At 63.6% G+C, this 25,284-nt stretch carries 22 protein-coding genes and 2 riboswitches; of the genes, 11 read left to right on the forward strand and 11 right to left on the reverse strand.

Annotated elements, in window-relative coordinates:
* Positions 1–305 precede the first annotated feature (305 nt).
* Positions 306–1,631, reverse strand: coding sequence for an ATP-dependent protease ATPase subunit HslU (gene hslU, locus FLM21_RS01070; protein WP_187360037.1), 1,326 nt, complete (start codon positions 1,629–1,631; stop codon positions 306–308).
* 165 nt (positions 1,632–1,796) lie between these two features.
* Here hslU and FLM21_RS01075 point away from each other — a divergent pair, with 165 nt between their 5' ends.
* The 4 genes from FLM21_RS01075 (at position 1,797) to FLM21_RS01090 (ending at position 6,770) form a co-directional block, all read left to right on the forward strand.
* On the forward strand, positions 1,797–3,116 hold the full coding sequence (locus tag FLM21_RS01075; RefSeq protein WP_148713792.1) for a sphingomyelin phosphodiesterase: 1,320 nt from the start codon (positions 1,797–1,799) through the stop codon (positions 3,114–3,116).
* The gene (locus tag FLM21_RS01080) at positions 3,116–4,096 is read left to right on the forward strand and encodes a lipase secretion chaperone (RefSeq protein WP_148713793.1); all 981 of its coding nucleotides are present in this window, start codon (positions 3,116–3,118) and stop codon (positions 4,094–4,096) included. Before FLM21_RS01075 ends, FLM21_RS01080 begins: the two co-directional genes overlap by 1 nt.
* Positions 4,097–4,222: 126 nt before the next feature.
* Positions 4,223–5,098, forward strand: a complete 876-nt coding sequence (gene yedA / locus FLM21_RS01085; RefSeq protein ID WP_148713794.1) for a drug/metabolite exporter YedA — start codon at positions 4,223–4,225, stop codon at positions 5,096–5,098.
* Positions 5,099–5,192: 94 nt separating this feature from the next.
* Positions 5,193–6,770 (forward strand): response regulator, encoded by a 1,578-nt coding sequence (locus FLM21_RS01090; RefSeq protein WP_148713795.1) that lies wholly within the window; start codon positions 5,193–5,195, stop codon positions 6,768–6,770.
* A gap of 185 nt (positions 6,771–6,955) precedes the next feature.
* Here the strand turns inward: FLM21_RS01090 and ychF are convergent, their stop codons facing one another.
* The 6 genes from ychF to gcvT all read right to left on the reverse strand — a co-directional run bounded on the left by ychF (position 6,956) and on the right by gcvT (position 14,777).
* Entirely contained in the window at positions 6,956–8,047 is a 1,092-nt protein-coding gene (ychF, locus tag FLM21_RS01095) for a redox-regulated ATPase YchF (protein WP_148713796.1), read from the reverse strand.
* Positions 8,048–8,152: 105 nt separating this feature from the next.
* On the reverse strand, positions 8,153–8,662 hold the full coding sequence (locus FLM21_RS01100; RefSeq protein ID WP_148713797.1) for a glycine cleavage system transcriptional repressor: 510 nt from the start codon (positions 8,660–8,662) through the stop codon (positions 8,153–8,155).
* Between the two features lie 298 nt (positions 8,663–8,960).
* Positions 8,961–9,908, reverse strand: a complete 948-nt coding sequence (locus FLM21_RS01105; protein ID WP_148713798.1) for a COG2958 family protein — start codon at positions 9,906–9,908, stop codon at positions 8,961–8,963.
* A gap of 356 nt (positions 9,909–10,264) precedes the next feature.
* On the reverse strand, positions 10,265–13,144 hold the full coding sequence (gcvP, locus tag FLM21_RS01110) for an aminomethyl-transferring glycine dehydrogenase (RefSeq protein WP_187360038.1): 2,880 nt from the start codon (positions 13,142–13,144) through the stop codon (positions 10,265–10,267).
* Between the two features lie 89 nt (positions 13,145–13,233).
* Complete coding sequence (gene gcvH, locus FLM21_RS01115) at positions 13,234–13,620, reverse strand: glycine cleavage system protein GcvH (protein WP_148713800.1); 387 nt, start codon at positions 13,618–13,620, stop codon at positions 13,234–13,236.
* A 71-nt stretch (positions 13,621–13,691) separates the two neighbouring features.
* Positions 13,692–14,777, reverse strand: a complete 1,086-nt coding sequence (gene gcvT / locus FLM21_RS01120) for a glycine cleavage system aminomethyltransferase GcvT (RefSeq protein ID WP_148713801.1) — start codon at positions 14,775–14,777, stop codon at positions 13,692–13,694.
* Positions 14,778–14,809: 32 nt separating this feature from the next.
* A riboswitch (glycine riboswitch) is annotated at positions 14,810–14,910 on the reverse strand.
* Positions 14,911–14,915: 5 nt separating this feature from the next.
* Positions 14,916–15,005, reverse strand: a riboswitch (glycine riboswitch).
* 158 nt (positions 15,006–15,163) lie between these two features.
* Between gcvT and FLM21_RS01125 the strand changes: the two genes are divergently transcribed.
* The 5 genes from FLM21_RS01125 to FLM21_RS01145 all read left to right on the forward strand — a co-directional run bounded on the left by FLM21_RS01125 (position 15,164) and on the right by FLM21_RS01145 (position 21,004).
* Positions 15,164–16,105: a pseudouridine synthase gene (locus tag FLM21_RS01125; RefSeq protein ID WP_148713802.1), complete on the forward strand. Its 942-nt coding sequence runs from the start codon at positions 15,164–15,166 to the stop codon at positions 16,103–16,105.
* Between the two features lie 269 nt (positions 16,106–16,374).
* Positions 16,375–17,220, forward strand: a complete 846-nt coding sequence (locus FLM21_RS01130) for a transporter substrate-binding domain-containing protein (RefSeq protein WP_148713803.1) — start codon at positions 16,375–16,377, stop codon at positions 17,218–17,220.
* Positions 17,221–17,324: 104 nt separating this feature from the next.
* Positions 17,325–19,694 (forward strand): DNA topoisomerase IV subunit A, encoded by a 2,370-nt coding sequence (gene parC, locus FLM21_RS01135; RefSeq protein ID WP_148713804.1) that lies wholly within the window; start codon positions 17,325–17,327, stop codon positions 19,692–19,694.
* 29 nt (positions 19,695–19,723) lie between these two features.
* Positions 19,724–20,464, forward strand: coding sequence for a glycine-rich domain-containing protein (locus FLM21_RS01140; protein WP_148713805.1), 741 nt, complete (start codon positions 19,724–19,726; stop codon positions 20,462–20,464).
* A 12-nt stretch (positions 20,465–20,476) separates the two neighbouring features.
* On the forward strand, positions 20,477–21,004 hold the full coding sequence (locus tag FLM21_RS01145) for a M15 family metallopeptidase (protein ID WP_148713806.1): 528 nt from the start codon (positions 20,477–20,479) through the stop codon (positions 21,002–21,004).
* A gap of 53 nt (positions 21,005–21,057) precedes the next feature.
* On the opposite strand, the gene FLM21_RS01150 is transcribed toward FLM21_RS01145, so the two are convergent.
* The 4 genes from FLM21_RS01150 to thiD form a co-directional block, all read right to left on the reverse strand.
* Positions 21,058–21,561: a DUF1993 domain-containing protein gene (locus tag FLM21_RS01150; protein WP_148713807.1), complete on the reverse strand. Its 504-nt coding sequence runs from the start codon at positions 21,559–21,561 to the stop codon at positions 21,058–21,060.
* 84 nt (positions 21,562–21,645) lie between these two features.
* Positions 21,646–22,239, reverse strand: a complete 594-nt coding sequence (locus tag FLM21_RS01155; RefSeq protein WP_246120800.1) for a phosphotransferase-like protein — start codon at positions 22,237–22,239, stop codon at positions 21,646–21,648.
* Positions 22,218–23,135 (reverse strand): AraC family transcriptional regulator, encoded by a 918-nt coding sequence (locus FLM21_RS01160; protein WP_148713808.1) that lies wholly within the window; start codon positions 23,133–23,135, stop codon positions 22,218–22,220. Before FLM21_RS01160 ends, FLM21_RS01155 begins: the two co-directional genes overlap by 22 nt.
* A 222-nt stretch (positions 23,136–23,357) precedes the next feature.
* Complete coding sequence (gene thiD / locus FLM21_RS01165) at positions 23,358–24,176, reverse strand: bifunctional hydroxymethylpyrimidine kinase/phosphomethylpyrimidine kinase (protein WP_148713809.1); 819 nt, start codon at positions 24,174–24,176, stop codon at positions 23,358–23,360.
* 61 nt (positions 24,177–24,237) lie between these two features.
* On the opposite strand from thiD, the gene FLM21_RS01170 reads away from it, so the two are divergent.
* Both FLM21_RS01170 and FLM21_RS01175 read left to right on the forward strand, forming a co-directional pair.
* Positions 24,238–24,402 carry a rubredoxin gene (locus FLM21_RS01170; protein WP_148713810.1) on the forward strand — a complete coding sequence of 55 codons (165 nt, stop codon included), beginning with the start codon at positions 24,238–24,240 and terminating at the stop codon, positions 24,400–24,402.
* Between the two features lie 30 nt (positions 24,403–24,432).
* The gene (locus tag FLM21_RS01175) at positions 24,433–25,284 is read left to right on the forward strand and encodes a M48 family metallopeptidase (protein WP_148713811.1); all 852 of its coding nucleotides are present in this window, start codon (positions 24,433–24,435) and stop codon (positions 25,282–25,284) included.

Raw genomic sequence — 25,284 nt, forward strand, 5'->3', positions numbered from 1 at the left:
CGCATTCATATCGGTCAGTGCAAGCAAGCCTGAATATCCTGTTCAAGTTAGATCAACCAAAAATGAGCGGAAGATTAAAATCGATTCATGATTCGCCTAAGGTTGCTTTCACCAGCCGAGTGGAAGCAGGGCACCTGCAACGACGTCGGTGCTTGATCTGTATGGCATACGGGGGTTTCACCGCCTGCCGTGTGCCAAGCAGCGGGCAAACGAAAAAGCACCCGATTTGCATCGGGTGCTTTTAAGCACTTGGTCAGGACGATGGCATGGGTGCGCCATTACCCAACGAGGTCATGGATACAAACTTACAGCACGTAGCGCGCCAGATCCTCGTCGCGCGAGACGGCGCCCAGGCGCGCTTCCACGTAGCCAGCGTCGACGGTCACGCGACCGCTCCTGGCGTCGAACGACACCTCCTCCAGCAGCTTTTCCATCACCGTGTGCAAACGGCGGGCGCCGATATTCTCGGTGGACTCGTTCACCTGCCAGGCAATCTCGGCAAGGCGCTTCACGCCCTCGTCGGTGAAATCGAGCTCGACGCCTTCGGTCGCGAGCAGGGCCTGGTATTGCTTGGTAAGGCAGGCGTCGGTACCGGTAAGGATGCTGGCGAAGTCGTCGACCGACAACGAAGCGAGCTCCACCCGGATCGGTAGCCGGCCCTGCAGCTCGGGGATCAGGTCGGATGGCTTGGCCAGCTGGAACGCGCCGCTGGCGATGAACAGCACGTGGTCGGTCTTGATCATGCCGTACTTGGTGGTGACGGTCGTGCCCTCCACCAGCGGCAGCAGGTCGCGCTGCACGCCCTGGCGGCTGACTTCGCCGGCGGCGCCCTCGGCGCGGCTCGTCACCTTGTCGATCTCGTCGATGAACACGATGCCGCTCTGCTCGACCGCCTGAACCGCCTCGGCGCGCAGGTCGTCCTCGTTCACCAGCTTGGCGGCCTCCTCCTCGGTGAGCAACTTGAGCGCGTCGGGCACCTTGAGCTTCTGCGGCTTCTTCTTGTCGCCGAAGGCGCCCTTGAACATGCCCTGCAGCTGGCTGGCGAAATCCTCCATGCCGGGCGGCGTAAGCACTTCCATATTGGGCTGGGCAATGGCGACGTCGACCTCGATCTCCTTGTCGTCGAACTTGCCCTCGCGCAGCTTCTTGCGGAATTTCTGCCGGGTTTCGTTGCCGCTCTCGTCGTCGTTCACCGTGGCGAACGGGTTCTTTGGCGGCGGCGGCAGCAGGATGTCGAGCACGCGATCCTCGGCGGCATCCTCGGCGCGCACGCGGTTCTTGCGGATCGCCGTGTCACGCACCTGCTTGAAGGCGATCTCGGCGAGATCGCGGATGATGCTGTCGACGTCCTTGCCCACGTAGCCCACTTCGGTGAACTTGGTCGCCTCCACCTTGATGAAGGGCGCATCGGCGAGCTTGGCGAGGCGCCGGGCGATCTCGGTCTTGCCGACGCCGGTAGGGCCGATCATCAGGATGTTCTTGGGCGTGATTTCGTGGCGCAGCGGCTCGTCCACCTGCTGGCGGCGCCAGCGATTGCGCAGCGCGATGGCGACAGCCTTCTTGGCATCGCGCTGGCCGACGATGTGCTTGTCGAGTTCGTGGACGATTTCCTGCGGGGTCATGGTGCTCATGGCGTGTTCCTGTGCGCTATGCCCGCCAGTTGGGGGCTGGAGCGGCCGATTTAAAGCCGGCACCGCTGTAACAATGGTGACCTGCCGTCGTCATCTGCCATTGATCTAGACGTCATGATGTATGGGTAGTCTGCCGACCAGACCAACCATGGTAGGGGAGACACCATGACATCCTGGCTGCGCAACACGCTCGCCGCCCTGGCCTTGCTGGCCGGCGCGGCGCAAGCTGAAACCTATGTGTACGTAACCAACACCACCCCGCATACCGTCAGCGTGAGCACCGCGCAAAGCGGCGACGGCACGCTGGCCCGCGGCGACAGCTGGGGCACGGAGGCCACCAGCATCCCGCCGTACGCCACCCGCCGCGTGCTGTGGATGAACCGCAACGTCGGCATCAAGAACGGCAAAAGCTATTACTTCGATACCAAGGTGAGCGGTGGCGGCAGCACGGTGACACTGCGGCAGAAGCTGACCGGCACCTGGGCCTCCAGCAACCTGTGGCAAGCGGCGCGTGGCGCGGATTTCGACGAGCCGTGGTACGGCGATCGTGCCATCCACAACCGCGACACCCAATACGCCGGCAAGGCCTCGGTGATGTCGTACCGTGCCGAATTCACCGGCGGCTATGACGATGTGTACTACGTGATCCACAACCGCAACGCGGTCGAACCCGCCAGCGGCCAGAATGATTTCAAGCTGCTCACCTACAACGTCTGGGCCTTGCCGCCGATCTCCAGCAACAACTGCGCGCGGCTCGACGAGATCGCCAACAACCTGGCCGGCTACGACGCGGTCACCGTGCAGGAGCTGTTCGACAACGACTGCCGCGCCCAATTCCTGGCCAAGGTACGCACGGCCTTCCCCTATCAGTCGCAGTTGGTGGACATCCCCAGCAACATCCTGCAGGACGGCGGCACGATGATACTGTCGCGCTGGCCCATCCTCGTCGACCGGACACTGGTGTTCGACCAGTGCACCGGCAGCGACTGCCTTGCCAACAAGGGTGCAAACTACGTGCAGGTGCTGAAAAACGGCAAGGTCTACCACCTCGCCAACACCCACGCGCCGTCGTTCGATACCGACGAGGCCCGGCAGATGCGCCGCTACGCCTTCGGCCAGATCCGCACGCTGCTCGATGGCCAGCAGATCCCCGCTGCCGACGCGCTGCTGATCGCCGGTGACATGAACGTGAACAAGTACAAGTTCCCGGACGATTACGCACAGATGCAAAGCATCCTGCGCGCCACCGCGCCCACCAGCACCGGCTACGTGAACACCTTCGATGCCAGCGTGAACCTGAACGCGGGCAACGGTGTTTCCGGCGGCACCGTCGAATACCTGGACTACGTGCTGGTCGGCAACGGCCACCGCCCGCCACGCACCGCCAGCAACGACGTGCGCGTATTGCGCACATTGCGCAGCGACCTGTGGAAGGTACGTGACCTGTCTGACCACTTCCCGGTCGCCGGCCTGTTCGCCTACTGATGCGGCGTATCCTGATCGCGCTCGCGCTGCTCGCCGGCAGCGCGGGCGCGGCCTGGCTGTGGTGGCCGGCAAGCAGTGATGAGGCAGCGGCAATGGCTGCGCCGGCGACCTCGCCCAGCCCGAACGCCGCGGCCAACGGTGCAGCAGCCGGTGCACTGTTCGCCGGCCGCTGGGGGGAGGGTGCACCGCCACCGGACAGTGGCGAACGGCTGGCGCAGGGCCTCGCCACGCTGACCCGGACTGGGCCCAGCGCAATTGCCGCAGGACGGCTGCAGGACTGGTGGCGCGATGGCCAGGCACTGTGCCGGGCGCAGCAGCTGGCCGATTGCCGCCAGCTGTTGCTCGACAGCCTGGCGGAGTGGCCCGATGCCCAGGCCGCCGCCGTGGTCCGCACGGCACTGGAAAAACTGCCTGAAGTCGATGTGGCCGAGCAGCGCCTGGTGCAATCGATGAACACGCCGCTGTCCGAGCGCTTGGCGAAGCTGTCGGCGCTGCGCCGCGCGCTGATGGGCGAGGAAGCCGCCGCCGCTTGGTTCGGCCGCGAAGAGGCCATGGTGGCATTTCGCGCGGCAGTGAACGCATTCGCACAAAGCCCGCAAGCCCGCGCCATGCCGCAGTCCGCACGCATGCAGCAGGTCGAGGCCTTGCGCCGCCAGCACTATGGCGCCTACTACGCCGAGCTGAAGGTCGCCGAAGGCGCGCAGACCGGCTACCAGATCGAATATGGCCTCGCACAGCTCAATGCGCGCGATGTCGCCGCCGACGCTGCCTTGCGCCAGCAGTTGCAGGCACGGTATTTCGATCCGGCCACCGCGCAGGCGATGGCGACGCTGGATGCCGATCATGCTGCCCAGCAAGCGCGGCAACGAGCATACGCCGCAGCACTGGCCGAACTCGAGGCACGCCATGCCGATCGCGACAGCACGGCTTACCAGCAGCAACTGGCAGCATTGCGGCAACGGCTGTTCGCCAGCCCCTAGTCCATGAACTCGTGCGCTTTGGCAAGTGCATGCCGACGCAATACGCGCCGTGGGATAGGCTGTATCGCGCCAAATCCCGACAGGCTGTAACGTGCCAGCGGATACTGGAGCTGTTATCTTGCGTCAATGAAGCTGACCCTTTCACCGCGCGCACTGCTCGCGCTCTGCCTCGCTGCGATGTACGTGGTATGGGGCTCCACCTACCTGGGCATCCGCATCGGCGTCGAGGGCCTGCCGCCCTTGCTGCTGGCTGCCCTGCGCTTTCTCGCCGCCGGCGGCGTCATGCTGGCCTTCCTGCGCTGGCGCGGCGTGCCATGGCCGGCACGCCATGAAATGCGCAACGCCGCAGTGATCGGCACGCTGATGCTGGCCGTCGGCAACGGCGCCGTCTGCGTGGCCGAGAAAACCGTGCCCTCGGGCTTGGCAGCACTCTTGGTCGCCTGCGGCCCGTTGTTCGCCATCCTGATCGCCTGGGCCTGGGGCAACCGGCCGCGTGCCGCCGAATGGCTGGGCATTGCACTCGGCCTCGCTGGCGTTGCCGTGCTCAACCTCGACCATCGCCTAGCGGCCAGCCCGCTCGGCTTCGCGCTGATCGTGCTGGCCGCCGCCACCTGGGCCTTCGCCTCGGTACTGCAGGGCCGCATCGCCATGCCGGCCGGGCCGATGTCGGCAACGATCCAGATGCTGGCAGGCGGTGTGGTGCTGACCATCGCCTCGCTGCTGTTCGGCGAGCGCATGCCGGCGAGCGTGCCGTGGCAAAGCTGGGCCGCGCTGGCCTATCTCACGGTGTTCGGCTCCATCGTCGCCTACAACGCCTACGTCTATGTGCTGCGCCACGCCCGGCCGGCGTTGGCGATGAGCTATGCCTACGTCAATCCGGCCATCGCGGTGGCGCTTGGCGCGTTGCTCGGCGGCGAGTTGATCACCGGCCCCATCGTCGCCGGCATGGTGGTGATCCTGGCTGGCGTGGTGTTGATCGCGCTCGGCAACCAGCGGCGCTGATCCGCCCATCCCCGCCACGCCGACTATAGTGGTCGTAGTCCGCACGCACAGCGGACAGGCGCCGCACGGCGTGATACCGACGAGGGTGGGGCGCATGGACAACGAAGACAACTGGCTGATCGACGACAGCGACGACGTGGCGACCGCCACCGCAGTCGATCCCTGGCGGGTGCTGATCGTCGATGATGAACCGGACATCCACCAAGTCACCCGGCTGGCGCTCGGCAATATCGATTTCCTCGGCCGACCGCTGGAGTTGATGTCCGCCTATTCCGGCCGCGAGGCGCTGGCCACGCTCGAGCAGGATGACGACATCGCGCTGATGTTGCTCGACGTGGTGATGGAAAGCGAGGAAGCGGGGCTGCGGGTGGCGCGCGCGGTGCGCGAAGAGCAGCACAATCACCGGGTGCGCATCATCCTGCGCACCGGCCAGCCCGGCATCGCGCCGGAGCGCGAGGTGATCGAGAGCTACGACATCAACGATTACAAGGCCAAGACCGAGCTCACGCGCGACAAGCTCTATACCGCCGTGCTCGGCACGCTGCGCTCGTACCGCGACATCATGCTGATCGAGCAGCAGCGCCAGATGCTGGCCGCCAACCGCCGCGGCCTGTTGAAGGTGATCGATGCCTCGTCCAGCATCTTCCAGCTGCAATCGATCCGCCAGTTCGCCCAGGGCGTGCTCGAACAGCTGCAGGCGCTGCTGTTCTTCGAACAGGAAGCGCTCTACGTGGTAGTGAAGGGCAGCGTCGCCGCACTGGACCAGGACGGTGCCACCACCGTGCTCTATGCCACCGGCGGCTACGCTGCATTGTGCGACAAGCCCTTGGCCGACGACGTGCTGGCACGCTTCAAGCCCTCGATCGACGAAGCAATGCGCGATGGCCGCAGCGTGTTCGCCGACGACCACTTCGTCGGCTTCTTCCGCGCCCATCAGGGTGCAGCCAACCTGCTGATCATCGACGGCCCGGTCGCGCTGTCGCACGCCGATCGCGATCTGGTCGAGCTGTTCTGCCGCAACGTGAGCATCGCCTTCGAGAACCTGATGCTGCGCGCCGAGATCGAGGATACGCAGCGCGACATCATCTACCGGCTCTCCGAGGTGGTGGAAAACCGCTCGCAGGATACCGGCAAGCACATCCACCGCATGGCCGAATACGCCTGGCTGCTGGCACGCGAGCTCGGGCTGTCCGACGAGGACGCCGAGATCATCCGCGCCGCCAGCCCACTGCACGACATCGGCAAGGTCGGCATCCCGGACGTGGTGCTGCACAAGCCCGGCCGGCTGGATGATGCCGAGCGCCGCATCATGGATACGCACGCCGCGCTCGGCCACGCCATGCTCAAAGATGCCAAGCCGCGCATCCTGAAGATGGCCGCCATCATCGCGCACCAGCACCACGAACGCTGGGACGGCGCCGGCTACCCGCAACGCCTGGCTGGCGAAGCCATCCACATCGCCGCGCGCATCATCGCGCTGGCAGACGTCTACGATGCGCTCTCGAACGCCCGCTGCTACAAGCCCGCCTGGCCGCGTGAGGACGTGCTCGAAGCGATCAGCCTCGGCCGCGGCAGCCAGTTCGACCCGGCCGTGGTCGATGCCTTCTTCGCGGTGCTGCCACAGCTCGAGGCTGTCCAGGCCCGGCTGCAGGACACGCAGCAAGGCAGTTGAGGACCACGGTTCAACATGCCTCGTTCAACCTCGGCCTGGCTGGCGCGCATTGAAGCGCCTATCGCATCAACGGCTCGACCACTCGGCGCCTGATCTAGCAATGCGCAGAACGGGTTGGAAAAACGGCACGGCAAGCCCAAACAAAAACCCCGCCAGCGGCGGGGTTCTGGTGGAAGCGATGCGGATCAGACGTTGAACAGGAAGTTCAACACATCTCCATCCTTCACCACGTATTCCTTGCCTTCGGCGCGCATCTTGCCGGCTTCCTTGGCGCCTTGTTCACCCTTGTACTGGATGAAGTCATCAAAACCGATGGTCTGCGCGCGGATGAAACCGCGCTCGAAATCGGTGTGGATCACGCCAGCCGCCTGCGGCGCGGTGTCGCCCTTGTGGATGGTCCAGGCGCGCACTTCCTTCACGCCAGCGGTGAAGTAGGTCTGCAGACCCAGCAGGTCGTAAGCGGCGCGGATCAGGCGGTTGAGGCCGGGTTCGGCTTGGCCCAGCTCGGCGAGGAACTCGATCTTGTCGGCATCGTCGAGCTCGGCGATCTCGGATTCGATGGCGGCGCAGACCGCCACCACCGGCGCGCCTTCGGCGGTGGCGTGCGCGCGCACCTTGTCGAGCAGCGGATTGTTCTCGAAGCCATCCTCGGCCACATTGGCCACGTACATCGCCGGCTTGATGGTGAGCAGGCACAGCGACTTGATCTGCAGCTTCTCGTCGTCCGAGAGGCCAACCGAACGAGCCGGCTTGCCTTCGTTCAGGTGTGGCACCAGCTTTTCCAGCACCTTCACCAGTGCGATCGCTTCCTTGTCGCCGCTCTTGGCCTTCTTGCCATCGCGCTGGATCGATTTTTCGACGGTGGCAAGGTCGGCTAGTGCCAGTTCGGTGCCGATGACGATGATGTCGTCGATCGGATCGATGCGGCCGGCCACGTGCACGATGTTGTCGTCGTTGAAGCAGCGTACCACGTTGACGATGGCGTCCGTCTCGCGGATGTTGGCGAGGAACTGATTGCCGAGGCCTTCGCCCTTGGACGCGCCGGCAACGAGGCCGGCGATGTCGACGAACTCGACGATGGCTGGCACCACCTTCTGCGGATTGACGATGCCGGAGAGCTGCGCCAGCCGCGGATCCGGCACTTCCACCACACCCACATTGGGCTCGATAGTGCAAAACGGGTAGTTGGCAGCTTCGATGCCGGCCTTGGTCAGCGCGTTGAAGAGCGTGGACTTGCCGACATTGGGCAGGCCGACGATGCCGCATTTGAGACTCATGCTTGGATCCTGTGCGTGGCGGGCAGCGATCGCCCGGAAAACGCGCGATTTTACCGTGACTTAGCGCATCAGCCCAAACGTCGTGCGAATCGGCCGGCTTGCGGCTTATTCGTCCTGACCGATCTCGACGAAGAGATCGTCCGACAGCGCCTCCAGATCGCGCTGCAGCGCATCCGCATCAAAGCCGGCCGGCGCGCGCAGCACCGCGTCGGCGTAAAACATGCTCTCGCTCGACATCGCTGCCGATGCCACCTCGGTACTGAGCTGCTCGACATTCACGCCGTGGCGCGCCAGCACTTGGCTCACTTCCTTGACGATGCCGACGCGGTCGTGTGCCGACACCGACAGCGTGAATTCATAGGTGAATTCGGGCTCGGCGCCACCTTCGACCACGCTGACGGTGAGATCGGTCAGCGCGGCCAGCGCGCCTTCCAGCGCGGCGCGGCGCTCGGCGGTGACTTCGACGCGCAGCACACCGGCGAACTGGCCGGCGAGGCGGCTCAGCGCCGATTCCAGCCAGTTCGCATTGTGCGCGGCCAGCGTTTCGGCCAGCTGTTCGACGAGGCCCGGCTTGTCGCGGCCGAGCACGGTGAGGACGAGGGTTGCGATTGCCATGGCTGGATTCCTTGTTAGACGACGCCGGCCGGTTCCAGCGTGTTGATGACGGCCTCCACCGGGTGGCCGTCGGGATCGATCACGAATGCCGCATAGTAGTGGGCGCCGTAATGCGGCCGCAAACCGGGCGCGCCGTTGTCGCGGCCTGCGTGCCAAGTGCCGCAGCATGGAAAGTACCGACTGCTGCACCTGGCGTGTGCTACGACGCCGACATTCTCAGGCAGGCAATTGGCATGAATAAGTGAAGCTTACCGAAGAGCGGCACCTCGCGGTCGTTGTCCGCCTCAAGTCACGCCTTTCAATCCATCGTCTCGGGCACATCCCAATCAGCCAGCCGCGCTTCGCCTATCTGATAGAACTGCTTCACCAGCTTCACGTAATTCAGAAAGTCCCGATTTTCGGTTGCCAGTCGGTTGACCATATCCCAATCAATTTCGTCGCGCTCGCGAGCCGGAATCAAGACCTGACTTTCTGCTGGGTTGTCGGCATCCAGTTTGATCAACCCAATGCCGTGTGCCGCGAACAGCATCCGCAATTCCTTCAGCGTCTCCTGTCCCTCGATCTCGACTGCGACCAAGTAGCCAAAATTGGCCCATGACGAGTTCGAAACCGCCTGAAAAAAACACTCGCGCACGTTCGATCGATTGATCAGCAATTTGACCTCGAACGACCACAACTTGGTTCGCTTGTCGGAATACTGATGCACGCAGTCGCGCACTTCCTGGTGCCATTCAGCCCCCAGGTCCTCCATCCCGACCACATCGGGGTAGAGCCAGCGGTTACCATTTGGCCCACGCTTGTTCGATGAGCGTTTCTCGTCGATGCGCTTCGAGTAAACACCAAACTCCTCCCACAGATACAGCGCGAGTATTGGGTACATTGCATGCTCCCCGCGCGCGGAATCATTGCTGCCTGCCTTCTCGATGGAAATAACGCCTTCAGCCGCTGCAACCTCCGCAACGTCAGACTTCTCGCTGTAGTAGTACTTGCGTGGTCTGCCTTCGGTTGTCTTCAGCTCCGGGTGCCGCTTTTGCAGACCAGGGCGCCGTGAACCAATTTCCGCAACCAGCTGCTGCACCAAATCGGCATCGGTTTTGATGTAACCGCCCAGGCTGTTGGATTTCTTCTCCTGGCACTCAGTTGGATAGGCACTAAATATCCACTCCGCGATCTGCCTTGCCGTCCACTTTTCGTCGGGGCGTGCTTTCAAGCAATCGAGCACTGCCTTCGCCAGATTCAGTGCCATATCGGTTCTCCGAGGGCTCGACGCGGTAGAGCGCCAGGCCCATGCGGCTTGTTAGCGATATTCCAGATGAAGCCGACTAGGTTTTGGTGTTGTGTGTTTTGCATTGGCAACTCTTGAATACGATTACGCTCGTGGCGGTGGCAGGCTGAGCGTTCACGGCGCTCCCCTTCAGGCCACCGCGGCTTCACTGCAAGCGCGAAGGCTGCAATTTATCAGCTCCGCGGCTTGCCAACGAGCGGGGGTTCGCCCGCTGGCCTCGTCAGGACAGGGATGCCATCCATCATCCGATCCTGAGGCAATGGCAACGAAAAAGCCCGGCAAACGCCGGGCCTTTTCGTTCACAAAGCCACGCGTGCTTACGCCGCGTACTCGTCCATCGGCACACACGCGCAGAACAGGTTGCGGTCGCCGTATACGTCGTCGATGCGATTCACGCTGGGCCAGAACTTGTTGTCGCGCACCCAGGCGAGCGGAAACACCGCCACGTCGCGGCTGTAGGGTCTATCCCACTCGCCGCTGATTACATCCGCCTGCGTGTGCGGCGCATTTTTCAGCGGGTTGCCCTCAGAAGGCCACTCACCGGCTTCCACCTTGGCAATCTCGGCGCGGATACTGATCAGCGCCTCGACGAAGCGGTCGAGCTCCATCTTGGATTCCGATTCAGTCGGCTCGATCATGATGGTGCCCGGCACCGGAAAGCTCATGGTCGGGGCGTGGAAGCCGTAGTCCATCAGCCGCTTGGCGATGTCCACTTCGCTCACACCGCAGGCCGCCTTGATCGGGCGGATGTCGATGATGCACTCGTGCGCCACGCGGCCACGCGTGCCGGTGTAGAGCACCGGGTAGTGGCCGGCGAGGCGGGCGGCGACATAGTTGGCGTTCAGGAGGGCCGTTTGCGTGGCGAGCTTCAGTCCCTGGGCCCCCATCATCGCGATATACATCCACGAGATCGGCAGGATAGATGCCGAGCCATATGGCGCGGCCGACACGGCGCTCTGCCCGGCGCTTTCGCCTGGCACTGCACGCACCGCGTGGTTGGGCACGAACGGGGCTAGGTGCGCCTTGAGGCCGATCGGGCCCATGCCGGGGCCACCGCCGCCGTGCGGAATGCAGAAGGTCTTGTGCAGGTTCATGTGGCTGACGTCGGCACCGATGAAGCCGGGGGCAGTCAGGCCGACCTGGGCGTTGAGGTTGGCGCCATCCATGTAGACCTGGCCGCCGTGGGCGTGGATCACGTCGCAGATCTCGCGCACCGCTTCCTCGAACACGCCGTGCGTGGAAGGGTAGGTGAGCATCAGGCACGACAGCTCGGCCGCGTGTTTCTCCGCCTTGGCCTTGAGGTCGGCCACATCGACGTTACCGGCCTCATCGCAATCGACGACGATCACCGACAGGCCCAGCATCTGCGCGGTGGCCGGGTTGGTGCCGTGGGCGGACTTGGGGATCAGGCAGATGGTGCGATGGCTATCGCCACGCGACTGGTGATAGCGCTGGATGGCGACCAGGCCGGCGTATTCGCCCTGTGCGCCGGAGTTCGGCTGCATGCAGACGCTATCGAAGCCGGTGATCACGCGCAGCCACTCGGCCAGCTCCTCGATCATCGCCACGTAGCCCTCGGTCTGATCCAAGGGGGCGAACGGGTGGATGCGGCCGAATTCCGGCCAGGTGACCGGGATCATCTCGCTGGTGGCATTGAGCTTCATGGTGCAGCTGCCGAGCGAGATCATCGAGTGGTTGAGCGCAAGATCCTTGTTCTCCAGTCGCTTCAGGTAACGCAGCATCTCGTGCTCGGTGTGATAGCGGTTGAACACCGGATGGGTGAGGATGGCGCTGGTGCGCGCAAGGCCGGCCGGGATCAGGCCGATTTGATTCGAACCGGTTGCGGTCGCATCGAGCGCAGCCAAGTCAGCGCTGACGCCGAACACGGCCCATAGCGCGGCGATGTCATCGCGCGTGGTCACCTCGTCGAACGACAGCGCTACGGTGTTCGCATCGACCAGGCGGACGTTGTAGCCAGCCGCATCCATCTTGGCGACCAGCGCGGTCGCGCCGGCCACGGCGATGCGTAGCGTATCGAAGGCACTGCCGTTCAGCACCTGCACGCCGCCTTGCTTGAGGCCGGCAGCAAAGATCGCGGCCAGACGCGCCACGCGGCCGGCGATGCGCTTGAGCCCGGCCGGGCCGTGGTAGACCGCGTACATGCCGGCGATGTTGGCCAGCAGTACCTGCGAGGTGCAGATATTGGAGTTCGCCTTCTCGCGGCGGATGTGTTGTTCGCGGGTCTGCAGCGCCATGCGTAGCGCGGTCTTGCCGCGGGTATCGACCGATACGCCGATGATGCGGCCCGGGACCGAACGCTTGTGCTCGTCGCGGGTGGCGAAGAAGGCGGCATGCGGGCCACCGAAGCCCATCGGCACGCCGAAGCGCTGGGCGGAGCCCAGGGCGATGTCGGCGCCGAGCTCGCCCGGCGACTTCAGCAGCACCAGCGCCAGCAGATCAGTGGCAACGGCCACGACCGCGCCAGCGGCCTTCAGCGCAGCAATCGCCGGCGCGAGGTCGACCACCTCACCGTTGTCGCCCGGGTATTGCAGCAGCGCACCGAACACGTCGGCGGCAGCCGCTTCCTCGGCAAGGCCCACCTTCAGCTCGAAGCCAAAGCCGGCGGCGCGGGTCTTCAGCACATCCAGCGTCTGCGGAAACACGTTCGCATCGACGAAGAACACGTTGGACTTGGATTTGGAAATCCGCCGTGCCATCGCCATGGCCTCGGCGGCAGCCGTCGCCTCGTCGAGCAGCGATGCATTGGCCAGCTCCAGCCCGGTCAGGTCGATCACCATCTGCTGGTAGTTGAGCAGCGCTTCCAGCCGGCCTTGCGCGATCTCGGCCTGGTACGGCGTGTAGGCGGTGTACCAGCCCGGGTTTTCGAACACATTGCGCAGGATGACCTTGGGGGTGTGCGTGTCGTAATAACCCTGGCCCAGCAAGGAGGTGCGGATCACGTTGTGACGAGCGTGCCGGCCGATGTCGGCCAGCGCATCCACTTCGCGGCGTGGTGCCGGCAGCGGCAGATCGGCCGGCAGCCGGATGGCAGCCGGTACGGTTTCGTTCACCAAGGCGTCGAGCGAGGCAACGTTCAGCGCAGCCAGCATCTCGGTCTGGGCAGCGGCATCGGCACCCAGGTGGCGGGCAATGAATTCGTCGCGGTTTTCGAGCTGGGCAAGAGTAGGAGTGGGCATGCTGTGTTCTATCCATTACGGCCGACCTGCAGCCGGCACAAGGCAAACCGCCCGCTTGTGGCGGGCGGGCGCGTCAAGGGCAAAGGCGATCAGGCGCCGATCAGCGCGGCGTAGCCAGCGGCATCCAAGAGGCCATCCAGATCAGCCGGATTGGCCGGCTTCACGCGGAAGAACCAGGCCTCGCCGTATGGATCGCTGTTGGCCGATTCCGGCGCATTCGGCAGCTCTTCATTGATGGCGACGACTTCGCCAGCGATCGGGGCATAGATGTCGCTGGCCGCCTTCACCGATTCGACCACGCCGGCGGTATCGCCAGCGGCGTAGTTCGCGCCGACTTCGGGCAGCTCGACGTAGACCACGTCACCGAGCAGCTCCTGGGCGTGGTCGGTGATGCCGATCGTGACGGTGCCGTCGGCCTCGACGCGCAGCCACTCGTGGGTGTCGACATACTTCAGTTCGGCGGGGACGTTGCTCATGTTTATGTGCTCCAGATTCGATATGGGGATTTGATTGGAATAGGGCGACGCTACACGCGCCCGTATGTTGGTTATTCGAAAACCTGCTTGCCGTTGCGCACGAACGGCATCTTCACGATCCGTGCCGGCTCCAGCTTGCCGCGTATATCGACCTCCACCGTGCCGGCAGCTGCGCTCGGCACGCGCGCCATGGCGATGGAAAGCTTGAGCGTGGGGCTGAAGGTGCCACTGGTGATCACGCCGTCGCCAGCGGAGGTCTTGACGATCTGGCCAGCGCGCAGCACGCCGCGGCCTTCGAGCACCAGGCCCACCTGCTTGAACGCGGGGCCGTTGGCCTTTTCGGCCTCGATCACCTTGCGACCGATAAAGTCGCGCTCGGGCGGGTTCCAGGCAACGGTCCAGCCCATGCCGGCGGCGAGCGGCGATACATGGTCGTCCATCTCGTGGCCGTACAGGTTCATGCCGGCCTCCAACCGCAGCGTATCGCGTGCGCCCAGGCCAGTCGGTGCAACGCCGGCGACAAGCAGCGCATTCCAGAAAGCGATCGCTTCGTTGCCGGGCAACATGATTTCCAGACCATCCTCGCCGGTATAGCCGGTGCGAGCAACGAACCACTCACCGGCGGGCAGGCCTTGGAACACCTGCAGGCTGTCGATCAGCGCAGCGAGTTCCGGCTTGGCGGCCTTGGTCTTGGCAATGGCTTGTGGTCCCTGAATGGCAAGCATCGCCAGTTCAGGGCGCTCGGTAAGTTCCACGTGGAACGTCACTGCCTGCTCGCGCATCCAGGCCAGATCCTTGGTGCGGGTGGCAGCGTTGACTACCACGCGGTAGTCCCACGCGGTCCTGTAGACGATCAGGTCGTCGATCACGCCACCGCGTTGGTTCAGCATGCCCGAATATAGCGCCTTGCCTTCGACACCGAGCTTGGCCACGTCGTTGGCCAGCAAGTGCTGCAGGTAGCGGGTGGCGTCGGGGCCGGTCACATCGACCACGGTCATGTGCGACACGTCGAACACGCCGGCGTCGCTGCGCACGGTGTCGTGCTCCTTGAGCTGGGAACCGTAATGGATGGGGAGTTCCCAGCCGGCGAAGTCCACCAGCTTGCCGCCGGCAGCGACATGGGCTTCGAACAGGGGGGTGCGTTGCAGGGCGGTCATGGACTCACTCGGTGGTTGGGCATAGCGCTCACTCACACCCCTCTGTCCCTGAACCTGAGATTTTCCGACGCATCCGCGTCGTTAGCCCCTTCGGTGGGCGCATCGCCGTGCGCCGCTCTCCAGATTGGACGGGGCGAACCCCGATTTGCAGTCCTTTTGCCTGAGCGATTGCGGGTGCACTTGCGCCTTCGGCGGCCGGCAGATCCGGCGCTCTCCTGCAGAATGCCGGCATTATCGATGCGCCGCAGGGCACTGGCAAGCCACAAACGCGCTGGTGACGCTGCCATCCGTCCGGCCAGGAAAAACCCCATCCAGATCAAACAGCAGCCGGCGTTCCGCCCCCAGAGTGATGCCGTACAATCGCGGCTTTTGCGCTGCCGTACTCCATGCTTGATCTCTCGAATGCGCCGCTGCCCGTGGTCAACGGCGTCAATCCCAGCTTCATCAACCTGCCACCGGGTGGGCAGTGGCCGACCGTGCTCGCCTTCCTGGTCGAGCGCTTTCCCATGGTTGGCGAGGCGGAGCTGCGGCGACGGCTACAGGCAGGGGAGCTGGTCGACGACAGCGGCGTCGCGTTCAACGTAACCACACCGTATCGGCCCAAGGCGCGGCTGTGGTACTACCGCCAAGTGCCAACCGAGCGCGTCATCCCGTTCGAGGAGACCATCCTGTACCAGGATCGTTACCTCGTCGTCGCCGACAAGCCGCACTTCCTCACTTGCGTGCCAGCCGGCAACCACCTCTACGAGACGCTGCTGTCGCGCTTGCGATACAAACTGGCCATGCCGCAGCTCACGCCCATCCACCGGCTCGACCGCGAAACGGCAGGCATCATGCTGTTCTGCGCCGATCCGGCCAGCCGCGGCGCCTATCAGCAGCTGTTTGCCACCCGTGAAGTGCAAAAGGAATACGAGGCGATCGCGCCGTATCGCGCTGATCTGGCCCTGCCACTACGGCTTGCCAACCGGCTGGAAGAAGACCCTGCCAACCGCTTCCAGATGATCACGGTAGCGGGTGAAGTAAACGCCATCACCGATATCAGCCTGATCGAACGGCGTGGCAACTGGGCGCGCTACCGGCTGCAGCCGGCCACCGGCAAGAAGCACCAGCTGCGGGCGCATCTCGGTAGCCTCGGCATCGGCATCGCCAACGATCCCTGGTACCCGGTGCTCACCAGCATCACCAAGGACGACGACTTCAGCCGGCCGTTGCAGCTGCTGGCGCGGGCGATCTCGTTCACCGATCCAGTCAGTGGCGAACCGCGGTATTTCCGCAGCCCACGCACCCTCAGCTGGCCACCCGCCGAGCAGGCACTGCAACCGGTCTGAGCCCTGTTGTTGCGGTGCAATTTCCGCCAGCCCGCAATAACACGCAAAAATGGTGCAGCGCACACCGTTCACGCCCCAGAATCGACCATTCCGGCGGGATACGCGTTTACCCCTAGTCTGGCTCGTATATGGTTTTAGGTACCATGGCGCCCCGGTTGCGAGATCACCCCGCGCCGCGGTGACTTCTCCGCTCACCTGCCCATCCGGCCCCGGTAGCTGATATGCCCGCCGCTGCGCCCATCGCAGCGATATAAAAGAAGGAACAGAGGATGAGCAAAACCCTGATCGGCAGCGCACTGGCCGCCGCACTGGCCATCGGCGGTGCCTGGCACCTGCTGGGCAACAAGCCCGTGATCAAGGCAGCCGAAGCTGCCACCGAGAAGCCGGTTGCCGCGGTACCCACCCGTACCTTGCGGGTGGCGCTGGAAGGAAAATACCCGCCATTTGAATTCATCAATGCGCAGAAGCAGCTGGTCGGTTTCAATATCGACGTGGCCAACGCTTTGTGCGCCGAGATCAAAGCGCGCTGCGAGTTCAAGCGTTATGGCTGGGACGAGTTGATCCCGGCGCTACAGAAAGGTGAGGCCGACGCCATCATCGCCTCGATGTCGATCACGCCGGAGCGACAGCAGAAGGTGCTGTTCACCTATATCTATACCCGGGTGCCCGGCGCCTATATCGCACCCAAGACCGAACGCATCATCTGGCCGGTGATCACGGCCGAGCGCATCCGCGACAAGACCATCGGCGTACCGTCCGATACCACGTTCGACGACTACGTGAAGCACGAGCTCGAGCCGGCCGGGGTCAAGGTCAAGCGTTATCCTTCCGCCGAGGACGTGTTCGCCGCACTGAAGCTGGGTGAGGTGCAGCTGGTGTTCGGCGACAGCGCCGTGCTCACCGATTTCATTCGCGTGCCGGGCAACGCCGAGCAGTTCGAGGTGGTCGGCAACAAGGTGCAAGGCAGCGAATGGCTGGGCCAGGGCGAAGCCATTGCCATTGCGCAGAACCAGCCAGCACTGCGCGACGAGCTGAATGGCGCGCTGCAGAAGTTGATCACCAGCACCACTTACGACGAGCTGCAGAACCGCTACTTCCTGTTCCGCGTGCTGTAAGTCGCCACACCGGTGGCGCGGTTTCACGTGAAACCATGTCACCGGTGAAACGCCCGCCGGGCTCGGGCTACAATGCCGGCTGATACCTGCTCCACAGCCTGCTCATGTCCGATATCGACGACCTGCTCGAACCCGAACTCGCCCCTGCGACGCCCAGCGACGGCGGCAACCGCCGCTACGTCAGTGCCGAACTTTCCACCAGCGATCCCGACGATGGCGAATCGGTGCAGCTGGGCCTCTACGCCGAAAAGAGCTACCTCGAATACGCGATGAGCGTAGTGAAAAGCCGCGCGCTGCCGCAGGTCGAGGATGGCCAGAAGCCGGTGCAGCGCCGCGTGCTGTACACCATGCACGAGTTGGGACTGGCGGCTGGCGCCAAGCCGGTGAAATCGGCGCGTATCGTCGGTGAGGTGCTGGGCAAGTTCCACCCGCACGGCGACCAGTCTGCCTACGATGCACTGGTGCGGATCGCGCAGGATTTCTCGCTGCGCTACCCGCTGATCGACGGCCACGGCAATTTCGGCTCACGCGATGGCGATGGCGCCGCCGCGATGCGATATACCGAAGCACGGCTCACGCCGATCGCCGAATTGCTGCTCGGCGAACTCGATGCCGGCACCACCGATTTCATCCCCAATTACGACGGCGCCTTCGAGGAACCGGTGCTGCTGCCGGCACGGCTGCCGATGCTGCTGCTCAATGGCGCCTCCGGCATTGCCGTCGGCATGGCGACCGAGATCCCCTCGCATAACCTGGGGGAGGTTGCCGACGCCGCAGTCGCACTGATCAAGAATCCGGCGCTGAACGTAGCTGAGCTGATGCAGCACGTGAAAGGCCCGGACCTGCCCGGCGGCGGGCAGATCATCTCGTCCGCACGCGACATCCAGTCTGCATATGAAAATGGTCGCGGCAGCCTCAAGGTACGTGCACGCTGGGTCGTCGAGGAACTGGCCCGCGGCCAGTGGCAAGTGGTGGTGACCGAGTTGCCGCAGGGCACATCGTCGCAGCGCGTGCTCGAGGAAGTCGAAGAGCTGACCAATCCCAAGATCAAGAAGGGCAAGAAGGCGCTGAGCCAGGAACAGGTGCAGACCAAGCAGCTGATTCTGTCGCTGCTCGATCGGGTGCGCGACGAATCGGGCAAGGACCAACCGGTGCGACTGGTGTTCGAGCCCAAGTCGTCGCGGCAGAAGCCGGACGAGCTGATGACGGTGCTGCTAGCGCACACCTCGCTGGAAACCAATCTGCCGCTAAACCTCGTCACCATCGGCCGCGACGGCCGTCCGGGGCAGAAGTCGCTGCGCGATGTGCTGAGCGAGTGGGTGGAGTTCCGCTTCGTCACCGTTACCCGCCGTACCGAATACCGGCTGGGCAAGGTCAACGACCGCATCCATATCCTCGAAGGGCGGATGGTTGTCTTCCTCAATATCGACGAGGTGATCCGCATCATCCGCGAGAGCGATGAACCCAAGCCGGCGCTGATCGCCCGTTTCCAGCTCAGCGATCGCCAAGCCGAGGACATCCTAGAAATCCGCCTGCGTCAGCTGGCCCGGCTGGAAGGCATCAAGATCGAGCAGGAACTTGCGGCATTGCAAACCGAAAAAGCCGAGCTGGAACACCTGCTGGCCAATCCACAGGCGATGCAGAAGCTCGTGATCAAGGAAATCGAGGCGGACAAGAAGAAGTTCGCCGACCCGCGTCGTACGCTGATCGAAGAAGCCGAGAAGGCAGTGCTGGAAGTGGCCGTCGTCGACGAACCGACCACGCTGATCCTGTCGGAGAAGGGCTGGATCCGTTCGCGCCAGGGCCACGGCATCGATCTGCAAAACCTCACCTTCAAGGATGGCGATGCGCTGCACGCCGCCATCGAGTGCCGCACCATCGACGCCGTGGCATTGATCGGCTCGGACGGCCGCGTCTACACCATCCAGGCCTCGGTGGTGCCCGGCGGCCGCGGCGACGGCGTGCCAGTGACCACACTGGTCGAACTGGCAGCCAAGAGCCGCATCATCCAGCTGCTGACCGCGAGGAACGAGGAGTGGGTGGTGATTGCCAACACGGCGGGCTACGGTTTTGCCTGCCAGTTCGAGAATCTGCTGTCGCGGCAAAAGGCTGGCAAGGCCTTCATCACCGTGGAAGCGGGCGAATCCTTGCTGAAACTCTCCACCTTCGTTCCACGTGAAACATCGCTGGTTGCCTGCCTTTCCAAGGCCGGCAAGCTGCACCTGTTTGCCTATGGCGAATTCAAACAGCTGGCCGGCGGTGGCCGCGGTGTGATTACCATGGCACTGGACGACAAGGACCAGCTCGCGGCGATTACCGTATGCGACGGTGCCACGCTCAAGCTCACCGGCACCGGTCGTGGCGGCAAGGCGACCGAGCTGACGCTGGACGCGAACGAGATGGCGCCCTATGTCGGCAAGCGTGCGCGCAAAGGCAAGCCGATCAATGCCGGACTGAAGTTCCCCGGGTTCTAAGTATGATGACCGCGCTGCTGTTGCTCGGCTTGCTGCTGGTCGCCAGCTACTACCTGTGGCGCGCACTGGCACGACGCAAACAACGGCAGCGGGTCGGATCCATCAACGGCTATCTGTTCCCGTCTGCGATCAGGGCCAAAGTCCAGCAGCACCACGCGGCCAGCGGTCTTGACGCGGCGGCTCTACTGAAAGTCGAGGCGGCGCTACGGCAGTTCTTCCGCATCAACGGCGCCGCCGGCAAAAAGAGGGTTGCCATGCCGTCGCAACTGGTCGACGACTACTGGCACGAATTCATCCTGCATACACGCGAGTACCAGCGCTTCTGCAAGGGTACGCTGGGCCGCTTCCTGCACCACACTCCTGCGGGCGGCATATCCACCCAATCACGCCAGCAACAGGCCATTCAGCGTGCATGGGTGCTGGCCTGCCGCGACGAGGGCATCAATCCGCAACGGGCAGACCGCTTGCCCCTGCTGTTCGGTATCGATGCACTGTTTGGCATCGCCGGCGGTTATCACTACACGCTGCAATGTGGTGAGCGCGCTGATGGCAGCTCCGCTGCACCGTTCTGCGGCAGTGATTTGGGAACGAGTTGCGCCAGCGACGCATCCTACACTCCCAGCTCCAGCGACAGCAGCAGTGATTACAGCAACAATAACAGCGACGATGGCAGATACGATTCCGACGGCAACGACACCAGCAGCAGTGGCAACGATAGCGGCTGCAGCAGTAGTTGTGGCAGTAGCTGTGGTGGCGGCGGCAGTGATTGAAGGAGGGCGCACATGAACGAAGCGCTACGCGCGATCTGGGCCGAGCTCGGCATCGACGAAGCAGTGATCGCGACCAAGCAACTACGTCTCTACGACGAAGCGGAACAACTACTGGAGGTCGAAGTCGCCGACGACGGCCGTATCTGGCAACTGACTCCGGCTGCCACGGCGGCCTGGCGGGCCATGCAACAAGCGGCGCTGGACGACGGCATCGTGCTGCGCATTGCCTCGGCTTATCGCGGCACCCAGCGCCAAGTGGAATTGATCCGCCGCAAGCTGAGCATGGGCCAACCGATCGACAATATCCTGCAGGTGCTGGCTCCCCCGGGCTGCAGCGAACACCACACCGGCCGTGCTGTCGACATCTACACTCCTGGCGGTCCGGTGGTCGAGGAAGCATTCGAAACCACAGCCGCCTACGCCTGGCTGATGGAGAATGCGTGGCGCTTCGGCTTTCGGCTATCGTTCCCGCGCGACAATCCCTACGGCTATGTTTACGAGCCGTGGCACTGGTGTTTCCAGCCTACCCAACTGGCGTGAAAAAAGCCGGCCTACGCCGGCTTTGTTCTGTCCTACTGCAGCATCGCTGGTTCTCAAACTTGGCCGATATAGTCGGACTTGCCGATCTGCACGCCGTTATGCCGCAGGATGGCGTAGGCCATCGAGACGTGGAAGTAGACGTTGGGGATCACGAAGTGCTGCAGGTAGAAGTCGCCCTGCATCGGATGATCCGGCATCCACGGCATCACCACCGTCTGGTTCGGCGCATTGTCCAGCGCGTGTTCGGGAATGGTCTGCAGATAGCTGATGGTCTGCTCGACGCGCACCTTCAGTTCATCGATCCGCGTTTCTGTGTCATCAAACTTCAGCGGCGCCATGCCGGCCAACCGTACTGCCACGCCCTTGGCCTGATCGGTGGCGATCTGTACCTGCTTCACCAGCGGAAACATGTCCGGCGCCAGTCGGGCGGACAACAGCACGCTCTCGTCGATCTTGCGCTCGTCGCAGAAGGCAACGGCCTTGTCGAGCAGGGCAGACAGATTGCCCAGCATTCGGACGAACGAGGGAATGGACAGCTGGTGATAGGAAAGGCTCACGGCAGGCTCCTGGATTGGGGGATGGGCCGGCAACCACCGGCCTAGCCGCAACATGGATGCCAATTGCGCCCGATTCAAGCGCAATCAGCCGGCCATCTCCAGCCTTACCAGCGTTTCGTGTGCGCCACGCCAGTCCTGCCCGGACTGCAGCTTCACCATCAGCTGGGCTACCAGCGTATCGACGGCATCACGGCTGTCCACCTCGATGTCGTAGCAGAAGTGCTGGTGCACGCGCGGCAGCTCCCACACCGACAGCCCAGGCGCGCGATCACCCCGTCGGGCTTCGCGTGCTGCTGCCGTTTCGGCGTCGCACTGTACGCCGACCAGCACGACAGAGTAGCCGGCGAGCTCGGTCAACAGTTCGCGGATCTCGCCGGCTTCGCACCAGGCGTTATCGATGATGAGCTTGAGCCCGGCTTGCAGCAGCGATGGAATCGCGTAGTGATAGCCACGTACCAGCGCCTGCCAATCATAGCCACGCCGCTGGATTGGCTCGCCGCGCTGCATCAGCGCCAGATCGATGGGCGGCAGCGCGTACAGCACGCTGTCGATCGAGAAATTGAGGTACTGCTCCGGCAGCACCTGCTGCAGCGCGCGGGCCAGCGTGGTCTTGCCCGCGCTGCTACAGCCGTTGAGGACAATGACCTGCGGCAGCATCAGCCCATCAACGGCAGGCACAGGTCGTAGCGGCCGTCGCGCCGACCGAATTCGAAGTAATGTTCCAGCCGTGGCCGCGACGGATCGGGCACGAGGCCCGTTTGAGGCAACCAGGTAAGCATCAGGTCGCGCCAACGCGGGCCAATGTCGTCGGACAGGCCGCTGTGGTGGAACACCGCCCAGCGCCCGGCTGGCAGCCGGTATTCACCCATGCCGCGCGGTACCCGTACCTGCGGGCTGATCTCGAATGCCGCGTCGTAGCGGCGGCGACCCGCTGGCGTGGTGGCCGGGTCGCTCCAGATCAGGCCATAGCGCTCGTTGCTGCTGGGGATTTGATGGATCTGGCAACCGCGTTCCAACTCCAGGAACAAGTTTTCCAGATGCCGGCCATAGTCGCCGACTTCACGGACCGTCAGCATGCGCTTGGCCGGCCAATCCTCGACCGAGATCCGGGTGGCAACCTCGGTGAACGACCACTGGAAATCGGCCTCGGTGCCGGCAATCGCCTCGCCAGGCTGATAGGAAATCGGGCCAAGATTGCGCTTCAGCCATTCCCGTGCCGGCGGCGTGCCACGGCGCCAGGCGCTGGGCGTGAAACCATAAGTCCGGTTGAACGCGCGGCTGAACGTGGCTGCGGACGAGAAGCCCACAGCCAGTGCCACCTCGCCGATCGGCATGCGCGGTGCCCAATGCAGCAACGATGCGGCAACTTCCAGCCGCAGCCGCCACAGAAAGGCTTGTGGCGTGGTCTGGTAGTGCGCCTGGAAGCGTCGCACCAGGTACCACGGTGAATAATGGGCGGCTTCGGCGAGATCGGCTAACGTCAATGGCGCCGCCAGATCGCGCACCATGCGATTGATCGCGCGCTCCAGCCGCGGGCAGGGCGCAGGGGCCAGGAGAGGATTCGGGGCGTTCATGTCGTCGGCGAGGGTAAGCTGAAGCCAGCAGCGAGCTAGATAGATCAAGCATCTTGGAGCAAAGTTGCCCCGATTTGGAGCATCGAACCGTCATGTCCGCAAGTACGGCAAAAATAACTTGTTCACTCGTTCCTGATACTTACAATCAACGCTCAAATGATAGCCGTTCGAAAGGGAAATTTGCCGATTCGAACAACCAAGCCTACGCGCCGAAGGTGACGCCTACTGTGCTTCGTCGCCGCGCGCCCAGAACATGCGATCCGGCAGCAGTTGGCCCATGCCGGGCCGGTAGGCATTGACCAGGGTCTGCCACACATATTCCTGCGCATCGCGCACGGCTGTGGGCAATTCCACCCCACTGGCCAGCGCCCCGGCGATGGCAGCAGACAAAGTGGCGCCGGAGCCGTGATACCGGCCCGTCAGACGGTCCCAGCTGTCGCTACGCACCCGGCCATTTGCGGAGTACAGCGTGTTGCTCACCTTGCTGGTCTGCTCTTGCGCGCCGGTGATCAGCACGTATTCACAGCCACAGCCGATCAGCCGGCTCGCCGCGGCATCAAGCGGCAGCTCGTCCTGCTCCTCGGCGTCGTCCGAACCCAGTCGGCGTGCCTTGCGGCTGTTGGTCACCATGATCAACGTGTGTGGCAACAGCATGTCGCGGATGGCGGCGGTGAATTCATCGGTCGAGTAGTCATCGCGCTGGCTGTGCTCAAGCACCGGGTCGAGGATCAGTGGCACGTCCGGATAATCGGCGACGATCTCGGCGATGACGGTCAGGTTTTCGATGCTGCCGGTGAGCCCGACCTTGATCGCATCGATCTGCATGTCTTCCAGCACCATGCGCGCCTGCTCGTCCACCCAGTCCGCCTCGATCGCCTGAACTTCGTGCAGCCCGGCCGTGTCTTGCACGGTGAGCGCCGTCAGCACCGGCAGCGCATGGCAGCCGAGCGACGCCAGCGTCGTCAGATCGGCAGCAAGGCCGGTACCGGCACTGGGATCGTTGGCGGCGAAGACAAGGACAAGAGGGGGGGTGGGGCGCATCGCGGCGGCCGTAAGGGATAAGGTAGAATCCGATTCTAAACCAGCGCCCGGAGCTTCCCCGATGAAAAAATACATGTGCTTGATTTGCGGTTTCATTTATGACGAAGCCGAAGGCCGCCCGGAAGATGGCATCGCCCCCGGCACCCCTTGGAACGATGTGCCGATGAACTGGACCTGCCCGGATTGTGGCGCCCGTAAGGACGACTTCGAAATGGTCGAGATCTGATCCGGGCCCCACGCACAGGAGAAAACCCCGATGAAAAAACTGTTGATCGCCGCCCTGGTTGCTGGTGTGTTGACGGCCTGTCAGCAGGTGAGCACCACCAACGGTGGCAGCGTGGGGGTGAATCGCAAGCAGTCGATGAGCTCGCTGCTTTCGGCGCAGCAGGTCGACGAGATGTCGGCCGAGTCGTACAACGATGCGCTGAACAAGGCGCGCAAGGCTGGCAAACTCAACACCGATGCCAAGATGGTGGGGCGTGTGCGCGCCATCGCCGACCGGGTGGTCCCGCAGACCGCAGTCTATCGCCCGGACGCACTGCAGTGGAAATGGGAAGTGAACGTCGAGCAGAGCGACCAGCTCAACGCCTATTGCATGGCCGGCGGCAAGATCATGTTCTACTCGGGCATCATCACCAAGCTCAAGCTCACCGACGACGAGATCGCCCAGATCATGGGTCACGAGATTGCGCATGCGCTGCGCGAGCACGCTCGCGAGCGGATGAGCAGCGAGTACAACAAACAGCTTGCCTTCACTGGTTTGTCGCTGGGCATTTCCATCCTCACCGGCAAGAACTACGACGACTATCTGAAGCTGGCCAACCAAGTCACCGATGTGGCCTACAGCCTGCCCAACAGCCGCGAACATGAATCCGAAGCGGACACGATTGGCCTGGAGCTCGCAGCGCGTGCCGGCTACAACCCGCAGGCGTCGGTGACGCTATGGCAGAAGATGGCTGCCGCCGGTGGCGGCGCACCACCGGAATTCCTCTCCACCCACCCGTCGAGCCAGACCCGCATTCGCGACCTGCAGGCCAAGATCCCGGCTGTACAACCGCTGTACGACGCAGCCAGCAAGCCGACCACCAAGAAGCCAAGCAAGAGCTGA

The sequence above is a fragment of the Chitinolyticbacter meiyuanensis genome (assembly GCF_008033135.1).
Classification (GTDB): domain Bacteria; phylum Pseudomonadota; class Gammaproteobacteria; order Burkholderiales; family Chitinibacteraceae; genus Chitinolyticbacter; species Chitinolyticbacter meiyuanensis.